16 protein-coding genes are annotated in these 17,742 nt (G+C 74.4%); 8 read left to right on the top strand and 8 right to left on the bottom strand.

Translation table 11 applies throughout. From position 1 onward, the window contains the following. The first annotated feature begins 250 nt into the window (after positions 1–250). Together CCE01nite_RS04420 and CCE01nite_RS04415 are read left to right on the top strand one after the other, a co-directional pair. Positions 251–1,360, top strand: coding sequence for a hypothetical protein (locus tag CCE01nite_RS04420; protein WP_141372009.1), 1,110 nt, complete (start codon positions 251–253; stop codon positions 1,358–1,360). A gap of 62 nt (positions 1,361–1,422) precedes the next feature. Further along, a complete protein-coding gene (locus CCE01nite_RS04415; RefSeq protein ID WP_034624747.1) occupies positions 1,423–1,884 on the top strand; it encodes a hypothetical protein in 462 nt (153 codons plus the stop codon). A gap of 38 nt (positions 1,885–1,922) precedes the next feature. Here CCE01nite_RS04415 and CCE01nite_RS04410 read toward each other — a convergent pair whose 3' ends face one another. Next, positions 1,923–2,588: a nitroreductase family protein gene (locus CCE01nite_RS04410; protein ID WP_034624760.1), complete on the bottom strand. Its 666-nt coding sequence runs from the start codon at positions 2,586–2,588 to the stop codon at positions 1,923–1,925. A gap of 171 nt (positions 2,589–2,759) precedes the next feature. Beyond that, complete coding sequence (locus CCE01nite_RS04405) at positions 2,760–3,887, bottom strand: lytic polysaccharide monooxygenase auxiliary activity family 9 protein (protein ID WP_084142425.1); 1,128 nt, start codon at positions 3,885–3,887, stop codon at positions 2,760–2,762. Between the two features lie 416 nt (positions 3,888–4,303). Between CCE01nite_RS04405 and CCE01nite_RS04400 the strand changes: the two genes are divergently transcribed. The 4 genes from CCE01nite_RS04400 (at position 4,304) to CCE01nite_RS04385 (ending at position 9,609) form a co-directional block, all read left to right on the top strand. Continuing rightward, positions 4,304–5,362 (top strand): chymotrypsin family serine protease, encoded by a 1,059-nt coding sequence (locus CCE01nite_RS04400; RefSeq protein ID WP_034624744.1) that lies wholly within the window; start codon positions 4,304–4,306, stop codon positions 5,360–5,362. Between the two features lie 67 nt (positions 5,363–5,429). After that, the gene (locus CCE01nite_RS04395) at positions 5,430–5,672 is read left to right on the top strand and encodes a hypothetical protein (protein WP_034624743.1); all 243 of its coding nucleotides are present in this window, start codon (positions 5,430–5,432) and stop codon (positions 5,670–5,672) included. Between the two features lie 421 nt (positions 5,673–6,093). Next, on the top strand, positions 6,094–6,606 hold the full coding sequence (locus CCE01nite_RS04390) for an ImmA/IrrE family metallo-endopeptidase (RefSeq protein ID WP_052103398.1): 513 nt from the start codon (positions 6,094–6,096) through the stop codon (positions 6,604–6,606). A gap of 927 nt (positions 6,607–7,533) precedes the next feature. Continuing rightward, positions 7,534–9,609 carry an NHL domain-containing thioredoxin family protein gene (locus tag CCE01nite_RS04385; RefSeq protein WP_034624742.1) on the top strand — a complete coding sequence of 692 codons (2,076 nt, stop codon included), beginning with the start codon at positions 7,534–7,536 and terminating at the stop codon, positions 9,607–9,609. Between the two features lie 236 nt (positions 9,610–9,845). Here the strand turns inward: CCE01nite_RS04385 and CCE01nite_RS04380 are convergent, their stop codons facing one another. The 3 genes from CCE01nite_RS04380 to CCE01nite_RS04370 form a co-directional block, all read right to left on the bottom strand. Further along, positions 9,846–10,673, bottom strand: a complete 828-nt coding sequence (locus CCE01nite_RS04380) for a hypothetical protein (protein WP_034624741.1) — start codon at positions 10,671–10,673, stop codon at positions 9,846–9,848. Between the two features lie 278 nt (positions 10,674–10,951). After that, on the bottom strand, positions 10,952–11,860 hold the full coding sequence (locus CCE01nite_RS04375) for a hypothetical protein (RefSeq protein ID WP_211254502.1): 909 nt from the start codon (positions 11,858–11,860) through the stop codon (positions 10,952–10,954). Between the two features lie 195 nt (positions 11,861–12,055). Then, positions 12,056–12,622: a TetR/AcrR family transcriptional regulator gene (locus tag CCE01nite_RS04370; protein ID WP_052103394.1), complete on the bottom strand. Its 567-nt coding sequence runs from the start codon at positions 12,620–12,622 to the stop codon at positions 12,056–12,058. Between the two features lie 57 nt (positions 12,623–12,679). Here CCE01nite_RS04370 and CCE01nite_RS04365 point away from each other — a divergent pair, with 57 nt between their 5' ends. Further along, on the top strand, positions 12,680–13,318 hold the full coding sequence (locus tag CCE01nite_RS04365) for an NAD(P)-dependent oxidoreductase (protein WP_034624739.1): 639 nt from the start codon (positions 12,680–12,682) through the stop codon (positions 13,316–13,318). Next, entirely contained in the window at positions 13,315–14,289 is a 975-nt protein-coding gene (locus tag CCE01nite_RS04360; RefSeq protein WP_034624738.1) for an SDR family NAD(P)-dependent oxidoreductase, read from the top strand. Before CCE01nite_RS04365 ends, CCE01nite_RS04360 begins: the two co-directional genes overlap by 4 nt. On the opposite strand, the gene CCE01nite_RS04355 is transcribed toward CCE01nite_RS04360, so the two are convergent. The 3 genes from CCE01nite_RS04355 to CCE01nite_RS04345 all read right to left on the bottom strand — a co-directional run bounded on the left by CCE01nite_RS04355 (position 14,286) and on the right by CCE01nite_RS04345 (position 17,734). Next, a complete protein-coding gene (locus CCE01nite_RS04355; RefSeq protein ID WP_034624737.1) occupies positions 14,286–15,683 on the bottom strand; it encodes a GGDEF domain-containing protein in 1,398 nt (465 codons plus the stop codon). The genes CCE01nite_RS04360 and CCE01nite_RS04355 overlap by 4 nt on opposite strands. 164 nt (positions 15,684–15,847) lie before the next feature. Continuing rightward, positions 15,848–17,128 (bottom strand): methyltransferase, encoded by a 1,281-nt coding sequence (locus tag CCE01nite_RS04350; protein ID WP_246056320.1) that lies wholly within the window; start codon positions 17,126–17,128, stop codon positions 15,848–15,850. Beyond that, a complete protein-coding gene (locus tag CCE01nite_RS04345; RefSeq protein ID WP_034624736.1) occupies positions 17,129–17,734 on the bottom strand; it encodes a TetR/AcrR family transcriptional regulator in 606 nt (201 codons plus the stop codon). Between the last annotated feature and the right edge of the window lie 8 nt (positions 17,735–17,742).

Genomic DNA, 17,742 nt, shown 5'->3' with positions numbered 1-17,742 from the left:
GTCGAGGGTGATCCCGCGTGCGGACGATGCGGGGCCGGCGGGGCCCGACCGGGCGTCCTCGTCCCGAGGTGCGCACGCCGGGCGGATCCCCCTCCAGCCCACGCTGCATCACGCCCGACCTCCCGCCGTGGATCCGGTGCGGCGCGTCCACCGGGTGGACCGCCCTGTCGGGGGACCTTGGACTCTCGTCCCGGCGGGCGGCGGGCGGTTCGATGGTCCTGCACGGACGAATCGATGATGTGGAGGACCGGTGCGAGCAGCTCCTCACGGTCCCCACGAGCGGGCGGCGGTTCGGCGGCTGCCTGGCGACCCGGTCGTCCCGATAACACTGCGCATCGACCGGGTTGCTGCGCTGCTCAACGCGGAGCTCGCGGACGACCCCGTCTACGACGGCGTGGAGCTGCAGTGGTTCGACGACGAGGCGCACGGGACCGGCATGCTGGCGTTCTTGTCCAGGCGCGAGGACCGGACGGTCGACTACTACCTCCAGCCTGGTCTGCGGCTCGACCCTCGCGGCTATGAGATCGGTGGCGGCACGCGGTCGTGGAGCGTGACGAAGTTCGCGGCTGCGCGCCTGGCAGTCGCCGAGGACGGCGTCGACGCCGAGGTCCGCTTCACCGACGTCGACGGCCGCCTCATCGAGCTCCGAGTCGACGACCGCGACGGGGCGCTCCGGCACCGCGCCCGCCTCCTGGCGCCGGTCAGCGCGGGGATCGTGCGGCCGACGTCGCTCCTGCTGGTCTGGATGAACGCCTTCGACCTCGTGCGTGCCACCGCGACACCGCCCTGTGTCCGGATAGACGGACGGACCGCCGAGATCGGGCGGCTCCCCGGCGCGCGGCTGCACCGCCGGCACCTGATCAAGTACGCGGCGTCGGTCGTGGTGGTCGAGCTCAACCCCGACGGTGACGAGCAGTCGGCAGTCGACGGTTCGATCGGGGTCTCCACCGGCGTCTCGATCGGCACCGGCGGAGCGGTCACGGCCGTACGCGGCGACCACCGCGCCGAGGTCACGCTGGTGCCCTGCGTGGACCTCCGCACGATGGCCGACGGGGCCTGTGCCGAGGGTCGCTGGCGCGTGACGGTCGACGGCGCCCGCATCACGGGCGGCAGATGGGCCGCAGCCCGGACCCGCGACGAGGTCTGCGTCGAGCTGGACGACCTCGAGCGCTGGCAGCCCGGCCGACTGCCCTGGCTCCTCCGACTCGTGACGGCCGTGGTGCCGGTGTTCCGCCGGTGGCCGACGACCTACACCTGGCGCGGGACCGCCCTGCTGGGGGCCGCGCCGTCGGTCAGCGGCTGCTGGCGCCGCACCGGCGGGCACGACGGGGACTCCTACAGACGCGCGACCGGCTCCTGAGCGGGCACCGGGGGAGCCACCGAACCGGTCCGCGTGCGGAGCAGAGGAAGGGAACGACTGTCGTGCCACGCACGCGAAAGATCCTCACGGCGATCCTGGTGTTCAACGCGTTGTCAGCGATCGGAGGCGGCACAGCCCTGGTGACGGGGACGCTGCCCGTCCCGGTCGCGTTGCTTCACAACACCCCGTTCGACTCCTACGTCGTCCCGGGCCTGTTCCTGGGCGTCGTCATCGGCGGAAGCTCAGCGATCGGGGCCGTGGCCGCCCGCAGGCAGGGCCCGAGGATGCACCCGCTCAGCGCCGGAGCCGGATTCATCATGATCGGTTGGATCGTGGGCGAGGCGATCCTGATCGAAGGCTTCAGCGTGCTCCAAGGCATCTACCTGCTCACAGGGGTCCTGGTCGTCGCCGCCTCGGCAACGCTCCACCACCGAGCCGTGATCGCTCAGAGCGAGGGTCGAGCGCGCGGCGCCGGTGCGCGTCGGCCGGTGAAGCGGAGCCCCCCGGGAGATGCTGGTCGGTGACCTCGACACCCGACCGACGGCAGTGAGGCGAACGGGGGTCAGGCGTCCGGTGACCAGCGGCCGCGGTGGACGACGTCCTCGACGCCGCGGCGCGGACGGCGGGCCGCGGAGCCGGGCAGGTGCTCGACGGGCGCGGGGTGGCCCACCGTGATCGCCCCGACCGGCTCGAGGTGCCCGGGGACCCCGAACGCCTCGCGGTACGCCGCGGTGCGCTCGGCGGGGATGCCGAAGAAGCACGCGCCGAGCCCCTCGTCGACCGCGGTCTGCAGCACCAGGAGGGCCGCCATGCCCGCGTCGACGTACCAGTACGGGACGGCCCACGGGACGCCGCCGGCCGTGGGGTCCGCCGCCGCGGCGCGGAGCGCGTCCACCGGGAGCGCGTCGACCGCCCCGTCCCGGCGCTTGTCCGGCTGGGCGTAGCGCGCCCGGTACGCCGCGGGGTCCGCGTGCGGCACCACGACGACCGGCGCGACCCGCATGGACCGCAGCCACCGGCTCGCCGGCCCCGCGGGCGCGGTGACGTCCCAGAAGCGCGCGACGTCGACCGGGGTGTCGAGCACCAGGAAGCCCCAGCCCTGGCTGAACCCGGCGCTGGGCGCCCGCGCGGCGTTCGCGAGCATCCGGTCGACCGTCGCGCGCTCGACGGGGGCGTCCGTGTAGGTCCGCACCATGCGCCGGCGCCGCACGACGTCCTGGAAGTCCATGCCCCCGATCATCGCGTGCGCGGCGGGGGAGCGCCGGGGCCCGCCGTAGCGCCGGCGCACGGCGGCGCCCGCGCACGGCAGAGCCCCCACCGGAGTGCGCCGGTGGGGGCTCTGCCGCTGCGGTGGCGGCGCGGTGCCGCCGGGTGCGGCCGTCGGTCGGCCGCGGTCAGGTCAGCTCAGCGTGCAGCTCGCGCCGTTGAGCGTGACCGCGCTCGGGGTCTTCGGGGCTCCCGAGCCGTTGAACCCGAACTGCACCGACCCCTTCGCGGGGAGGGTGGTGTTCCACGAGGCGCCCTTCGCGCTCACGGTGGCGCCGGTCTGGGTCGCCGTGCTGCTCCAGGCCTGCGTGACCTTCTCGCCGTTCGTGAACGTCCAGCGCAGCTCCCACGCGGGGATCGCGGCGCCGTCGTTGCGGACGGTCACCTGCCCGGTGAAGCCGCTGTTCCACGCGTTCGAGGTGTCGAACTTCACCGAGCAGCCGCCCGGCGCGGTGGTGGGCGTCGCGGTCGCGGTGGGCGTCGCCGTCGGCGTCGGGGTGGCGGTCGGCGTGACCGTCGGGGTCGGCGTCGGGGTGGGGGTCGGCGTGGGCGTCGGGGTCGGCGTCGGGTTGACCGTGCCGCCCTGGAAGATCACGTCCGCGCAGTTGTAGAACGCCTCGGGGCTGTCCGAGCGCGTCCAGACCGAGTAGATGATGTGGCGGCCGCTCTTGTTGGGCAGCGTCGCGTCCCAGTAGTACTCGGCGCCCTGCGGGCCGCCCTCGCGCAGCGGCGGGTTCGTGACCTCGTTGAACGGCGCCGGCTCGAGGTCGCTCCACTTGAGCGGGCTGTTGGGGTTCCAGCCGTCCTTCGTCACGTACTGCGACCACGTGCCGGGGTGCCGGGCCCACGCGTTGTACTGCATCGTGATCCTCGACCCGGCCTGCAGGGTCGTCGTCGGCCAGTCGGTGCGGGCCGCGCGGGCGCCGCTGAAGGTCGCGAGCGGGCCGCACAAGTTGCCGTCGGGCACGACGCTGCGGTGCTGCCCCGCGGCGTTGCTCAGCAGGTTCCCGAACCAGTTGTAGAACGGGTAGTTGCCGTTCTCGGCGAGCAGGTTCTGGCACGCGGGGTTCGTCGGGTTCAGGCCGCCTCCGGCACCGTTCTCGACACCGTTGACGTAGCAGGCGTACGTGCGCGTCGCCGGGTACGTGAGCCCGCCGTGGGCGGCGGCCGGCGACGCCGGGAGCCCGACGAGCAGCGCGGCTCCGACCGCGGCGGCGGAGGCGACCGCGAGGCGTCGCAACGTGTGTCTTCCGAGGGACATGACTCTCCTTGTGCGGGACGGCGGCGCCGGGTCGGGCGCCGTGGGGGGCGCGCGGGCCGGCGGCCGGTCGGGGCGGACGCGGCGACGGTGCGGCGTCGGCGGGCCGGACGCGCGGCACGCGCGCGAGGGGGTGCCGGTGAGGGTCGGGCTGCTGAGAGGCGTGCGTGGCGGGCGGGCGGGGGCGTGCGTGGTGAGGGGACCAGGCTCGGCGGGGCCGTCGGGGGCGTCAACGCACCTAAACGGTTCGTCGACGCGGGCGGCGGGGCGCTGCGGACGTGGCTCGTCGGGTGCGCGTCGGTGGCGGCGGGCACACTGGGAACACGTCGCGAACTGCGGGACTGCCCGAACGTGCAGCCGGGGTCGCGCGTCGGGCGGCGTCCTGCAGGGGGACCGCCGCCGGAAGGGGGCACACCATCATGGACAGGGACGAGGCGCGCGAGATCAAGTCGCAGCTCGCGGACTACGTGCACGAGCTCGTGCAGCGCGAGGTGCACGCCTCCGGCGTCGCGACGGACACCGTCCCGGCGCTCGGGCTCGGGCTGGCCCCGGTCGGCGAGGGTCGCTACGCGGTGGCCGTGCGCTACCGGCTCGGGTCGCCGCGCGTGCGGGCCATCGCGCGCCGCGTCGCCGAGCAGATCGGGCCGGTCGGCGCGGACGTGCGCCGGACCGGTCGCATCCGCCCGCTCGCCCAGCCGGTCGCCGCATCCGGCGGCTCGACGGACGGTGTCGCGTCGCCCGACGGGCTGGCCCCGCTCCGCACCGGCCCCCGGCCGCCCGTGATCACCGCGCTCGCCGCGGGCGAGACGGCGCGCGTGCGTCCGCTGCGCCCCGGCGTCTCGATCGCGCACGTCGACGTCTCGGCCGGGACGCTGGGAGCGTTCGTGCGGGTCGACGGCGTCCTCCACGCACTGTCGAACTACCACGTGCTCGCCGGCTCGCCCTCGGCCGAGGTGGGCGACGTCGTCGTGCAGCCCGGCCCCGCCGACGGCGGGCGTGCGCCGCGCGACCGCGTCGGCACCCTCGCGGCGACCGTCCCGCTCGCACCCGGGCGCACCGCGACGGTCGACGCCGCGCTCGCGCTGCTCGACGAGCAGGACGTCGACCTCGACTATCCCGTGGGCCGCGTCACCCGAACGGCTGTCGCCCTCGGCGGTGAGGACGTCGTCAAGATCGGGCGAACGACGGCCGTCACGACCGGTCGCGTCACGGCGATCGAGCTCGACGACATCGTCGTCGGCTACGGCGAGGACCTCGGTGACCTGCGATTCGACGACCAGATCGAGGTCGAGTCCACGGGCCCCGGGCCGTTCTCCCGCGGTGGGGACTCGGGCTCCCTCGTCTGCACACGTGACGGGATCGCTCTGGGTCTGCTCTTTGCGGGGAGCGAGACGGGGGGCGACAATGGCACCGGGCTGACGTACCTCAACCCGATCGACACCGTCCTCGCCGCACTCGGGGCCGAGCTCGCGCAGTAGTCCCCCCGCGCCGCTCGCCCCCGGCCCCCTCCCTGGCGGGGCGGTCACGCGAGAGGCGGTATCCCCGGTGACGGATCTCGAGCACGCGCGCGCAGCGAAGGACCGGCTACGACAGACGCTCGCGGGGCGTGACGGGATCACCGGGATCGGGATCTCGCGGGGAGCGGACGGCTACGGCGTGCAGGTGAACGTGGCCCAGGCCGCGCACCGTGCCGCGGTGCCGGACCACGTCGACGGCGTGGGCGTCCGCGTGCGCGTCACCGGACCCGTGCACCCGCAGCCGGCGCGCGGCAGCCGCCACACGGGCTGAAGCGAGATGGCTGACTCGGCGTAGAAGCCCGTCCTCGGCACGGGCGCCGTCAAGCGCAGGCCCTGTGGATGCGCAATTCAGTCAGTCAGTCTTGCGGGACAGAGCGACCCAGGGTGGGCGCCCGTTCGCTAGCACCTTCCCCGTGCCCGGCTCCTGGCAAGAGCTGCCGCTGGTCAGGGTGGCGCACCGTCGTCGAGCGCCGGCGCCCTCCGACGCTGAGGGCACGTGTTCGGCCAATGGGCAGGAGATGTGGAACCGGAGCGCGCGTCCACCAGGGCTGGGGGTGGCTCATGAACTGGAACCCTCCACTGATCGTGGGCTTATCTCGTTAGGATGAAGACACGCACCCCGGAGCGGCGCGCCTCCCAGCGTTGCGGCGACGTGTGCGCGATGGTGTCCCGACACGAAAGAGGAGGCGCATGTGGCTTCGACGTTGACAGGTCTGTCCGTTGACCAGATCCGCAAGCAGGCCTCTGATATCGCAGTGGCGGTTCTCGAAAATTACTGGGACGAAGCGGCGTTCCCTGTCGATCCCGTGCAAATTGCACGGCGCATCGGCGTTGAGGTGTTCTCGGCCGAGCTCGGCAATGAAGTATCCGGGTTGCTCCTTGGGAACGAGGAAGGCGCCGCGATATACATCGACCAGGATCAGCCGCCGAATCGCTACCGATTCACCGTGGCGCACGAGCTCGGTCATTACGTTGAGCGCGGCTCTCGCCTGGACGCGGAGATTGCGTACATCGACCGAAGGTCCGACGATAATCGCGGTGACCCAGACGAAATTTACGCGAATCAGTTCGCCGGTGAATTGTTGATGCCGAAAGCAGTGCTTGAGGAGTTGGCGTCCCAGAACTTCAATGACGTCCAGATCGCAAGCTACATGGGCGTATCCCTGAGCGCCCTTCAGTACCGCAAACAACTCCTGAGTCTTTAGGTGGGAGAAGCCATGCCTGGTTTGCCGCATCGCCGATTCAGTCCTGATGCCTGACGGCGCCGAGGTGTCGGCGCCGTCAGGCAACCCCGGAGTTAATCAGGCAAGAGAGATTCTTGGCCGTGCGGGCGACACCATTAAGCCGGTCGACCGTGTTCCGAGCGCAGTGGGAGACGTCGCGTTCGAGGAGTCGGGAAGTTCCCAGTTTCTTGTTTCATTCCTGTCAAGGTCGATCTTCTTTGACTACTTTTGCCTCGTTGCAGATCGGCAGTTTCGTGGCCGCAGCCTGGAGCCAAAGGTGAGGAAGTTGCGCGAGTCTAGTCCGCGCTTCTTCAAAATCTGTATTGTAGCGGACTTGATGCTTAAAGTGCTAGTAGGGGGAGTTCTGTTGTGCGCAGCCGCAGCCGTGCTGTATAAGACGGTTATGCCTCTTCCCCTGCCGCCTTGGAAAGCGTGACTTGATGCTAGCGCTATGGCTTTGGTGAACGAGCGCGCGCTTTTTTTGACATCTTCATGTGGACAGCGTCTTCGGCGAGATGTCGCCGTTCACAGTTATGCATATTAGGCCGGTCTGACAGCACCACGCGGTCTGCTCGATGTCTAGCGCCGGGTGGACCGACGTTCGTGCCCGACGCCGCGCTTCCCCGCCCCCGCCCGTCAGGGGGCGGACGGCGGCCCGTCCGGTGCACCACCGGACGGACCGCTGCCCCTGCCCGGTCACGCGCCCGTGGGGCCGTGACCCCGTGGTGCCGGGCCGGACGGGGGGAACCGGCTCGGTCCACGAGCCCGGGCGTCGCAGTCGGGGTGCGGAGGGGCAGCCCGCCGGCGCGACCTTCCCAGGCTCGCGGCGGCCCGTCGGGCCGGTCAACGCGCCGAATCGATTCGCGGACGGGTTCCGCGGACCGCCACGGCGTCAGGTTCACTAGGACCATGACGCAGAGCACCACCCGACTTCCCCGAGTCCGCGCCTCGGAGCTCACCGGCCGCGGCTGGCTCAACACGGGGGGTCGCGACGTCACGCTCGCGGAGCTCCGCGGCAAGATCGTGATCCTCGACTTCTGGACGTTCTGCTGCATCAACTGCCTGCACGTCCTCGACGAGCTGCGCGCGCTCGAGGAGCAGCACCGCGACGTGCTGGTGATCGTCGGCGTGCACTCCCCGAAGTTCGTGCACGAGGCGGACCCGGTCGCGCTGGCGGCGGCGGTCGAGCGCTACGAGGTGCACCACCCCGTTCTGGACGACCCGGATCTCACCACGTGGTCGGCGTACACGGCGCGCGCGTGGCCGACGCTCGTCGTCATCGACCCCGAGGGCTACATCGTCGCGCAGATGGCCGGCGAGGGGCACCAGCACAACGTCGAGGTGCTCGTCCGCGACCTCGTCGCCGAGCACGAGGCCAAGGGGACGCTGCACCGGGGGAGCGGCCCGTACGTCCCGCCCGAGCCGACGTCGGGCACGCTGCGCTTCCCCGCGAAGGCCCTGACGCTCCCGGGCGGGAACCTGCTCGTGGCCGACGCGGGCCACCACGGGCTCGCCGAGCTCGCGCCGGACGGCGAGACGCTCGTGCGCCGCATCGGCTCGGGGGAGCGCGGGCTGGTCGACGGCGGGCCCGACGAGGCCCGGTTCAGCGAGCCCAACGGCCTGTGCCTGGTGCCCGACGAGCTGCGCGACCGCGTCGGCTACGACGTGCTCGTCGCCGACACCGTCAACCACGCGCTGCGCGGGGTGCGGCTCGCGGACGGCCGGGTCACGACGGTGGCCGGGACCGGTGACCAGTACATGGTCGGCGCGGTCGACAACGTGCTCGACGCCGCCGCCGCCGCTGACGCCGCCGACGCCGCCGACGCTGCCGACGCCGCCCTCGCCGCCGGTGGCTCCGACGCCCGCGTCGACGGGGCCGCCGGTGCGCTGCCCGACGCGCGGCGCCACAAGCTGTCCTCCCCGTGGGACGTCGCCTGGTACGCGCCGCTGGGTGCGTTCGTCGTCGCGATGGCCGGCAACCACACGCTGTGGACGTTCGACGCGGAGCGCGGCTCGGTCGAGCACGTCGCCGGGACGATGAACGAGGGTTTGCTCGACGGCCCGCTGCCCGACGCGTGGTTCGCGCAGCCGTCGGGCCTCGCGGTGGGCCCCGACGGGCGGCTGTGGCTCGCCGACGCCGAGACGTCCGCGCTGCGCTGGGTCGAGCCGGGCGCCGGCGACGCCGAGGGCAGCGACGACGCCGAGGGCGCCGGCGGCGCTGACGGGACCGACGGCGTCCGCGGTGCTGCGCCGACCGTGCACAGCGCGATCGGCGCGGGGCTGTTCGACTTCGGGCACCGCGACGGCGCCGCCGACCAGGCGCTGCTGCAGCACCCGCTCGGCGCGGCCGTGCTGCCCGACGGCTCGGTCGCCGTCGCGGACACCTACAACGGCGCGGTCCGCCGGTACGTGCCGCCGGCGTCCGGCGCGGCGGAGGGCACGGTCGGCGAGGTCACGACGCTCGCGACCGGGCTCGCGGAGCCGAGCGGGATCGTCGTGCTCGGCCCCGAGGACGGCGGCGCGGGGCTCTCGCTGCTCGTCGTCGAGTCCGCGGCGCACCGCCTCACGCGGGTCGCGCTGCCGGCGGCGCTCGCGGGCGAGATCCTCGACTCGGGGGCGCACCGCACGCAGCGCCCGGTGACCGAGCTCGCGGCGGGCGAGGTCCGGCTCGACGTCGTGTTCACGCCCGCGGCCGGGCAGAAGTACGACGACCGCTACGGCCCGTCGACGCGGCTCAAGGTCGCCTCGACGCCGCCCGAGCTGCTGCTCGACGGGGCCGGCGACGACGTCCCGCTCGAGCGCGTCCTGCGGCTCAACCCCGAGGTCACCGAGGGCGTGCTGCACGTGACCGCGCACGCGGCGAGCTGCGACGCCGACCCGGCGATCGAGTACCCCGCGTGCCACCTCAACGCGCAGGACTGGGGCGTCCCGGTCCGGCTCGTCGAGGGCGGCCCGGCGACGCTGACGCTCCCGCTGCACGGCTGACCGGGCGCCCGCGCCGCTGACCACCCGGGCGGTCGGCTTTCGGCACCCGGAGCGTCGGCACGCGGAGCAGTCGGTTCGGGCTGCGTGGAGCAGTCGCCGCACGCTGCGGGGAGGGCTCGGCGCACGGCGCGTGGGGCGGTCGGCTCACGCTGCGTGGAGCAGTCGCCTCACGCCGCCCGAGGCCACCGGCTCACGCTGCGTGGAGCAGTCGCCTCACGCCGCCCGGAGCCGCCGGCTCACGACGCGGCCGCGCACTGGCCCGACCGTGTCCCCGCCACCGAGACGCGGTCGAGCCCGGTGATGCCCCGGGGGCCGGTGTTGCCCTCGCACACGAGGTCGCCCCGGATGTCGAGGTCGCCGAGGTCGAGGCTGTGCGGGTTGCTCAGCAGCAGGGCCGAGCCGGCGACGTACGTGCGACAGGCGATCTGGTCCAGGACGCCGAGGCGGGCGTAGTTCCGCTGCTCGGTCACGGTCAGGTCACCGGCGATCGAGGCCCCGCACAGGATGACCTCCCAGGTCCCGGCCAGGAGGACCTGGTCCCCGAACTCCGACCAGTGGACCACCACGCGGCCGCCCCGTGCGGAGAACGCACCGCTGACCATGCTGGACACGATCCTCGCCGTGGCCGTCGTCTCGTAGCGGCCCGCGACCGTGGACCACCGGAGGGACACGGAGGCCCCGTCGCCGAGCACGTCGTCGGCGACGTGGCTCGACTTGAGGTCGACGTTGGTACCGGGCGCCGTGAGGACCACCGAGCCGAGCACGGTGGTCTCCTCCAGCGCCGTGTCGCCGGCCGCGCGCACGTCCCCGAGGAGCGTGGAGCTGTGCGTGTCGAACGTCGCGCCCTCCAGCACCTCGACGTCGCCGACGACGGTCGTGAAGACCAGGTAGCACCACGGGATGTCCGCGACGAGGTCGCCCTCGATCCGCTGGTAGTAGACGTAGCCCGGTCTGCCCTCGGTGACGAAGTCGCTGCACAGGAACGTCGTCTGCGCAGCGGCCGGGACGGCCGCGAGCGGCACCAGGCCGAGGACCACGGCCGCGACGACGGCGAGCCTGGCCACGCCCCGCCGGCGCGCGTGCGAATGACGACGTCCAGCCATGACGACCCCCCCGAGTCCTGCGGCGCTGCCGCCCTGCCAGTGTCGGTCGTCGGGCCGTGCCGCGCGCGTCGAGGCGCCGGCGCGCGCGGGGTCGGGGTCGGGGCCGGCAGCAGACCCGGCAGCGGCGTCCGGCTCCCGACGCCCGCGCCACGACGGGCGGGGAGCCGGGCGCCGGACGCCGCGGTGCTGGAGTACTGGAGTGCTGCGTTGCTGGGGTGCTGCGGCGCCGGGGCGCTGGGTCAGGCGTCGCAGCCGATCTGCTGCGTGCCGAACGCGACGTCGTCGAGCCACAGGTCGAACTCCGCGGGCGTCGTCCCGCCCTGGTAGAGCTGCCAGCCGACCCTGACCTCGCCGAAGTCCGGGAAGACGAACGGCACGTCGGCGCCGCCCGCGGTCTCGGTGTCGACCGTGAGCTCCTCCTGCAGGTCGCCGTCGATCCAGACCTGCACGCGGTTGTCCGACGCGTCGAGCTGCCACTCGACGCACTGCCAGCGGTCGGCCACGGACGGCGACGACTCCTGCCAGCTCGTCCAGTCGCCGGTCGGCCCGCCGTCGGACCCGACGCCCCAGAACACACCGGGGACGGTCGGCGCGTACTGCCCGCCGATCGGCCGCACGACCCCGGCACCCTCGCCGGACGCCTCGACGAGCGTGTAGTGCGCCCAGTCGGGCGCGGTGGGGAACTCCTCGACCTTGACCCGGATGCGCCCGTAGAAGCTGTTCTCGGGCGGGTCGACAGGGATGACCATGAACGCCCGGCCGTTGTCGGCGGTGTGCACGCGCAGGGCTCGTGCGTGCCGGCCGTGCCGCCCGGGCCGCTCGGTCCGCACCTTCTCGACGGTCAGCGTGCCGGCCCGCGTGTCGATGCCCCAGCGCATGCTGGCCGCGCCGCCGAGGGGCAGCCGCTCGAAGTCCTCGCAGAACAGCAGGCTCTCGTCGGCGCACACGGTCCGCTGGCCGCCGCGCCCGGGGCGGTCGGTCTCGTCGGTGCCGCCGCCGGCGCTGGCCCCGGACGCCCCGAGGGTCAGCGCCGAGGCGGCGAGGGCCGCTGCGGCGGCCACGGCGACGGCGGCCCGTCCGCGTCCTGGGCCGGTGCCCGCTCCCTGCTCGTCCGTCGCTGCCGTCTGCTGTCGGGTCGGCTTCCTCATCGATGCTCCCCTGCTCGCGCGAAACCCTGGCTGGTGGTTACGCCCGGCGGCGTCGGTGGACGACCCCGGGCCCGCGCAGCGTAGGGAGGCCCCGGTGCGCTCCGGAACGCGGCGCGGGGACCCGGCGGGTACTTGTTCGATTAAGCAGGTCGGGGGACGGGCCCGCCCGGCGCCGGCGGCCACCCGCGAGGCCCGTCAGCTCCAGCGGCCGAGGTGGTCGACCAGCGCCGCGACGGTGGCGTCGTCGGTCGTGCCGCGCTCGATGGTGGCCCGGTAGTACAGCGGCCCGACGGCGAGCGCGGCTGCGTCGCGGGGAGCGGCGTGCAGCTCGACCTCCCCGCGTGCCTGGGCCGCCTCGAGCGCCTCGGTCAGCCGTGCGGTGAGGAGGTCGGCGAAGCCGGCGCGGCGTGCGTCCATGTGCTCCTCCCACAGCGCGGCGTTGGCCAGCGTGGTGGCGACGACGCGCACGTCGTGGAGGTCGAGCTGCCGGGCGAGGGCGGTCAGCTCGCGGACCAGCCAGTCGCGGGTCGGCGTGCCCGGCGCGTCGAAGAACGGCATCGGCACGGTGGCCATCGCCTCGGCCAGCAGCTGGTCGGTGCGCGGCCAGTGCCGGTAGACCGTCGCGCGGGCGATCCCCGCGTGCTCGGCGACCCGGGCATGGGTGATCGCGCCGGGCCCGTGGGCCAGCAGCAGCGCGCGGGCGGCGCCGCCGATCGCCTCCCGGCTGCGCAGGAAGCGTGGGTCGTCTCGGGGGGTCTCCATGCGACGGAGTCTATGAGACAAGTTGACTCAGAGGCGACTCGGTGTCACCCTTCCCCTATGAGACAACATGTCACACAGAAGCAGGTCGCGGTGCTCGGGGCGACCGGAGCGACCGGGCGTCTCGTGGTGTCGACCGCGCTCCGCCGCGGTCACCACGTCACCGCCCTCGTGCGCCGGACGGGGTCGCTCGAGCCCGCACCCGGGCTGCGCGAGGTCGGGTGGACGGACCTGGGCGACGCGGAGACCCTGTCGTCGGCCCTGGCGGGAACCGACGCCGTCGTCAGCGCCCTGGGCGGGGCGGCGTCGGGCCCGACCTCGGTGTGCACCGACGCGATGGCGGTCACCGTCCCCGCGATGCAGCACGCCGGGGTCTCCCGGCTCGTCGTCCTCAGCGCCCACGGGGTCGCCGAGAGCCGCGACCGGTCGCTGTACTCGCGCGCCGTGTGGGCCGGCGTCGCCGAGAGGCTGCGCGACAAGGAGGCCATGGAGACCCTCGTGACCGCCTCCGGCCTGCGCTGGACGATCGTCCGCCCCCCGAAGCTCACGCACGCCCGCGCCACCGGGCGCTACCGGGTCGCCCCGGACCTCCCGGTGCGCCTGTGGACGTCCGTCGGCCGCGCCGACCTCGCGGAGTTCGTCGTCCGCGAGGTCGAGGACCCCCGCCACGTGCACGCCTTCCCGCGGGTCGCCCGGTGAGCGCCCGACGCCCCGCCGGCACCGGACCCGTGCCCGCGTACCCCCGCGAGCCGCTCGTCGGCGTGGACCTCGAGGGGAGGGTCGCGGTCGTCACGGGCGCCGGCGGCGGGATGGGACGCGTCATCGCTGCGGAGCTGGTCCGCGCCGGCGCGCACGTGGTGACCGTCGCCCGGGACGCCCGCCGCACCGAGAGCCTGCTGCGCGAGACCGTCGCGGGGACCGTCGGGCAGGGTGGCCGGGGCGGGTTCGAGGTCGTCGAGGCCGACCTGTCGCTGCGTGCGGGCGTGCTCGGCGCCGCGGCCGCGATCGCCCGACGCCACGAGCGCGTGCACGTCCTGGTCAACAACGCCGGCGCGCACGTCCCGGACCGGCGGCTGACCGCCGACGGCATCGAGATGCACGTCGCGGTGGACTATCTCGCCGCTTTCGGGCTCACCCACCTCCTGCGGGACGCCCTCGTCCGGGGAGCGGGACGGGTCGTCCACGTCGCCTCCGACACCGTCAACGACACCCGCAAGGTCAAGCTGCTCGGGCGCGCCCGCCCGGCCGCCCTCGACCCCGCGCACCTCGACGACCTCGCCGCCCTGAACCCGGCGAGCGGCTTCGTCCCCTTCGAGGCCTATGCGCGGGCCAAGCTCCTCACCGTGACCAGCGGGTACCACGCGGCGCGCACCCTGCGGCCCCACGGGGTCACCGTGAGCTCCGCGCACCCCGGCATCGTGGGCACCGCCCTCGTCGACGGCCTCGTCCCCGCGGCGCTGCGGCCCCTGCGCGGGCTCGTCCGGCGGGCGGTGCTGACGCCGCGCGAGGGGGCGTCGACCGCGCTGCGGCTGGCCACGGACCCGGCGCTCGCGGGGGTCACCGGCCGCTACTACGTCCGCGGGGAAGAGGCGACGACCCCCGCCGTCTCGCACGACGCCGCGGTCCAGCAGCGGCTGCACGACGTGAGCAGCCGGTGGTTCGCGGGCTAGCGCGCCCCGTGCACCGCGACGTCGACGAGGGCCTGGAGCGCGTCGGCGATGGCCTCGTCGGTCGGGCCGTCGGCGCTGGTCTCGACCTCGACCGACCACGGCGAGTGCTCGACGTTCACGCTGCGCACGTTCGTCGAGTCCGCCGAGGGCGTGCCGCCGCGCGCGATCGCCGCGGGGACGCCGTCGCCCGCGTCGCGCAGGACGGTCCACGTCGCGCCGCCCAGCGCGCTCGTGGCGGCGGCGGCGAGCGCGCACAGCCGCGTGACCGCGCCGGTCTGCGCGCCGACGATCGCCGCGACGCCCGCGGTGATGAGCCGGTCGACCGTCACGGCGTTCTCCGCGAGCTCGCGGCGTTTCGCCAGGGCCGCCCGGGCCCGGCTGCGCTTCGCCTGGTACTGCGCGGCGTCGGCCCGGCGGAACAGCGTGCGGGGCTGCTCGACGCGCCCGCCCGCGCTCGACGCGATGCCCCACGAGATCGCCGCGCCGTGCGCGAGGGGGAAGCCCTTGACGGTCGCGGAGATGACCTGGCTGACCTGCGAGCGGGGGATGCCGGCGGTGACGACGCAGAACTCGTCGCCGCCGAGCCGCGCCGCGGTCGAGCGGGGGAGCTGGTCCTGTACACGGCGCAGGACGTCCCCGACCGAGCGGAGCAGGTCGTCGCCGGCGTCGTGCCCGAGCTCGTCATTGACGCGCTTGAGGCCGTCGACGTCGCACATGACGATGCACGTCTCGAGCCCGGTCTGGAGCGCCTGGTCGGCGGCGTGGTCCGCGACGCGGCGGTTGCCGAGCCCGGTGAGCGGGTCGTCGGCGATGAGGTGGCGGACCTGGTCCTCGAGGTCGACGCGCGCGACGGCACCGGCGGCGAGCGCGCACAGCACCTCGGCGGCGGCGAGGTCGTCGACGCCGAACAGCTCGCCGCTCGTGTCGCGGCTCGCGTAGACCTGCCCCCACACCTGGCCGTTGACGACGACCGGGCTGGCCAGCGCGCTGATCCGGTCGAGCTCGCGCAGGCTGGCGACCTCGACGGGGTCGCCCGTGAGCTCGACGTCGTCGACGTCGTCGCGCACGTGCGCGACCCAGCTGCGGCGGTCCCGGATGAGCCCGCGCAGCGCGGGGCGCTCCTCGGCGCGGAACGCGGTGCGGGCCAGCACGGACTCGCGGTCGTCGGGCTCCAGCGCCTCGACGGCGAGCACCGTGCAGGTCTCCTGCTCGATGCGGCAGAACGCGGCGGAGCGGGCGTCGAGCAGCGACCGGGCCATCGCGGCGGCGACCTCGGCGACCTCGGCGAGGGTCTGGCAGCGCTCGAGCCGGTGCGCGGCGAGCCCCAGGCCGCGCACCCCGGTGGTCGCGGGTGCGGCGGGGGCTCCGGCGGCTCGTCCTCGTGCAGGCGTCACGTCGCCATCATCCGGCACGCGGACCCGTCCGCAAGGCCGCGCGAGCCGTTCGGGTGAAAGATCCCGGTCCGGCGTCCAGGTTCGAGGGCGGGCCGGACGGCGGGTCGGGACAGCGCGCGGCGGCGTGCCCGCGCACCGGGGTCCTGCGGACGGGTCGTCGCAGGTCAGCGGCGGTCGAGCAGGTAGATCCGCGGGTGGTGGCCCTTGGCGAACACGCGCACCGCGGCCCGCTCCTGCCACAGGCCCGACGCGACGCGCAGGCACCGCTCCATGACCGTGATCTCGTGCGTGAGGACGACGAGCCGCCCGCCCGGTGCGCACACCGCGTGCGCGGCCTCAAGCAGCCGGGCGTGCACCGCGGCGCTCGTCGCGTGCGACCCGTGCGTCGTGCCCCACGGCGGGTCGACGAGCACGAGGTCGAACGGTCCGGCGTCGCGCCACGTCCCGCCCGGCTCGAGGACGTCCGCGACGTCGAGGCGCACCCGCTCGGTGAGCCCGGCGGCGGCGACGTTCTCGCGGGTCGCGTCGACCGCCTCCGCGGACATGTCGACGCCGACCGCGACGGCCGCCGGCCCGGCGAGCAGGCGCTCGACGAGCAGCGTGCCCGAGCCGCACATGAGGTTCGCGACACGGTCGCCCGCGCGGACGCCGGCGAGGCGGGCGATCGCCGCCGCGATGGTCGCGTTGACGGCACCGGGGTAGTCGGCGACGCGCCACGTGCGCGCGGACAGCGGCGGGCCGCCGAGCCGGACGAGCACGTCCCACCCGGCGTCACCACCCCCGGCACCTGCCCGGTCGACGCCTCCGGCACCACCCGTGCGGTCCGCGCCTCGCGCGCCACCGGTGCCGCCCGCGCGGGACCCGGGTGTGCGGCGGAACCGCACGAGGATCTCGCCGTCGTCGGCGTGGTGGTCCATGCGGCTGGCCTCGGAGAGCAGCGTCGCGAGGCGCTGGAACACGCTCGACTCGCGCCCGGCCGCCTCGAACCGGAAGGTGCGGCGGGCGCCGAGCCGGGCGGACGCGTCGAGCGCGGCGGCGATCCGCGGCAGGTGCTCCCCGCTCGTGAGCGACTTCGGCCGCGGCACGTCGAACGTGAGGACCGCGAACACCGCGACCGCGGTGCGGAGCCCGAGCAGGCGCGGGTCGTCGAGCGGGCCGCGGTGCGCGAACGTGAGGGTGTCGTCGCGCCCCGGCACGGGGACCGGCGGGCTCGCCGGCGCGAGCAGCTCGGTGACCTCGGCCGCGACGACGTCCGCGAGGCCGGGCAGGAACGTGACCTCGACGCGGTGCGTGGCCGGCGTGCGGGCGGGTGCGGGGCGGCGGTCGGGGCGCCGGTCGCCGCGCTGCGGGGTCGTCGCGCGGGCGTCACGACCGCGGGGCGGGCGGCTCCTGCGTGGCTGGGGCTCGGGGCGGTCGGCGCGGGCCGGACGCGGGCGCGGGGACACTCAGGCGTGGACGGGCAGGCGGGCGCCGACGGCGCGCAGCACGAACGTCACGGTCGCCTCGACGGCGTGGTCGCGCTCGGGCCCGTCGTCGGGCACCCCCCGGCTCGACAGGCACGCGTTGACGAGGGGGACGGTCGTGTCGACGTCCTGGAGCGGGAACGCGCCCGACTCGATGCCCTGGCTGAGGATGCGGCGCAGGATCTGCTCGACGAGGTGCACGTGCTCACGGACCCGCTGCTGGGTCGCGCGCGAGAGCACCGAGCGCAGGTCCGGCCCGGGGGCCAGGTGGTAGACGCGTTTGAGCTGCGCCTGCGCGCGCACGTACGTGCGGAGCTGCTCGACGGGGTCCTCGACGTCCCGCAGCGAGCGCTCGAGCGTCGCGACGTACTGCTCGGTCTCGTGCGTGATGAACCCGACGAGCAGGGACTCCTTGTCGGGGAAGTGGTTGTAGACGGCGGTCCGCCCGATGCCGGCGGCCGACGCGATGTCGGCGAGCGTGATCGCGTCGAACCCGCGGTCCGCCATGAGGCTCGAGAGCGCGGCGAACAGCTTCTGGCGGGTCTGCGCGCGGTGCTCGTGGAGGGAGCCTCCGATGATCTTCGGCATGCTGACAT

Origin of the sequence: Cellulomonas cellasea (assembly GCF_006538745.1) — a bacterium.
Taxonomy (GTDB): Bacteria; Actinomycetota; Actinomycetes; order Actinomycetales; family Cellulomonadaceae; genus Cellulomonas_A; species Cellulomonas_A cellasea.
This window is presented reverse-complemented; position numbering and strand designations above follow the sequence as displayed.

Bases quoted from the DNA above. Each gene is read 5' to 3' on its own strand.
- CCE01nite_RS04375 (WP_211254502.1), bottom strand. From the start codon at position 11,860: ATGAGGAAGCCGACCCGACAGCAGACGGCAGCGACGGACGAGCAGGGA.
- CCE01nite_RS04405 (WP_084142425.1), bottom strand. From the start codon at position 3,887: ATGTCCCTCGGAAGACACACGTTGCGACGCCTCGCGGTCGCCTCCGCC.
- CCE01nite_RS04385 (WP_034624742.1), top strand. From the start codon at position 7,534: ATGACGCAGAGCACCACCCGACTTCCCCGAGTCCGCGCCTCGGAGCTC.
- CCE01nite_RS04410 (WP_034624760.1), bottom strand. From the start codon at position 2,588: ATGGACTTCCAGGACGTCGTGCGGCGCCGGCGCATGGTGCGGACCTAC.
- CCE01nite_RS04345 (WP_034624736.1), bottom strand. From the start codon at position 17,734: ATGCCGAAGATCATCGGAGGCTCCCTCCACGAGCACCGCGCGCAGACC.
- CCE01nite_RS04370 (WP_052103394.1), bottom strand. From the start codon at position 12,622: ATGGAGACCCCCCGAGACGACCCACGCTTCCTGCGCAGCCGGGAGGCG.
- CCE01nite_RS04400 (WP_034624744.1), top strand. From the start codon at position 4,304: ATGGACAGGGACGAGGCGCGCGAGATCAAGTCGCAGCTCGCGGACTAC.
- CCE01nite_RS04365 (WP_034624739.1), top strand. From the start codon at position 12,680: ATGAGACAACATGTCACACAGAAGCAGGTCGCGGTGCTCGGGGCGACC.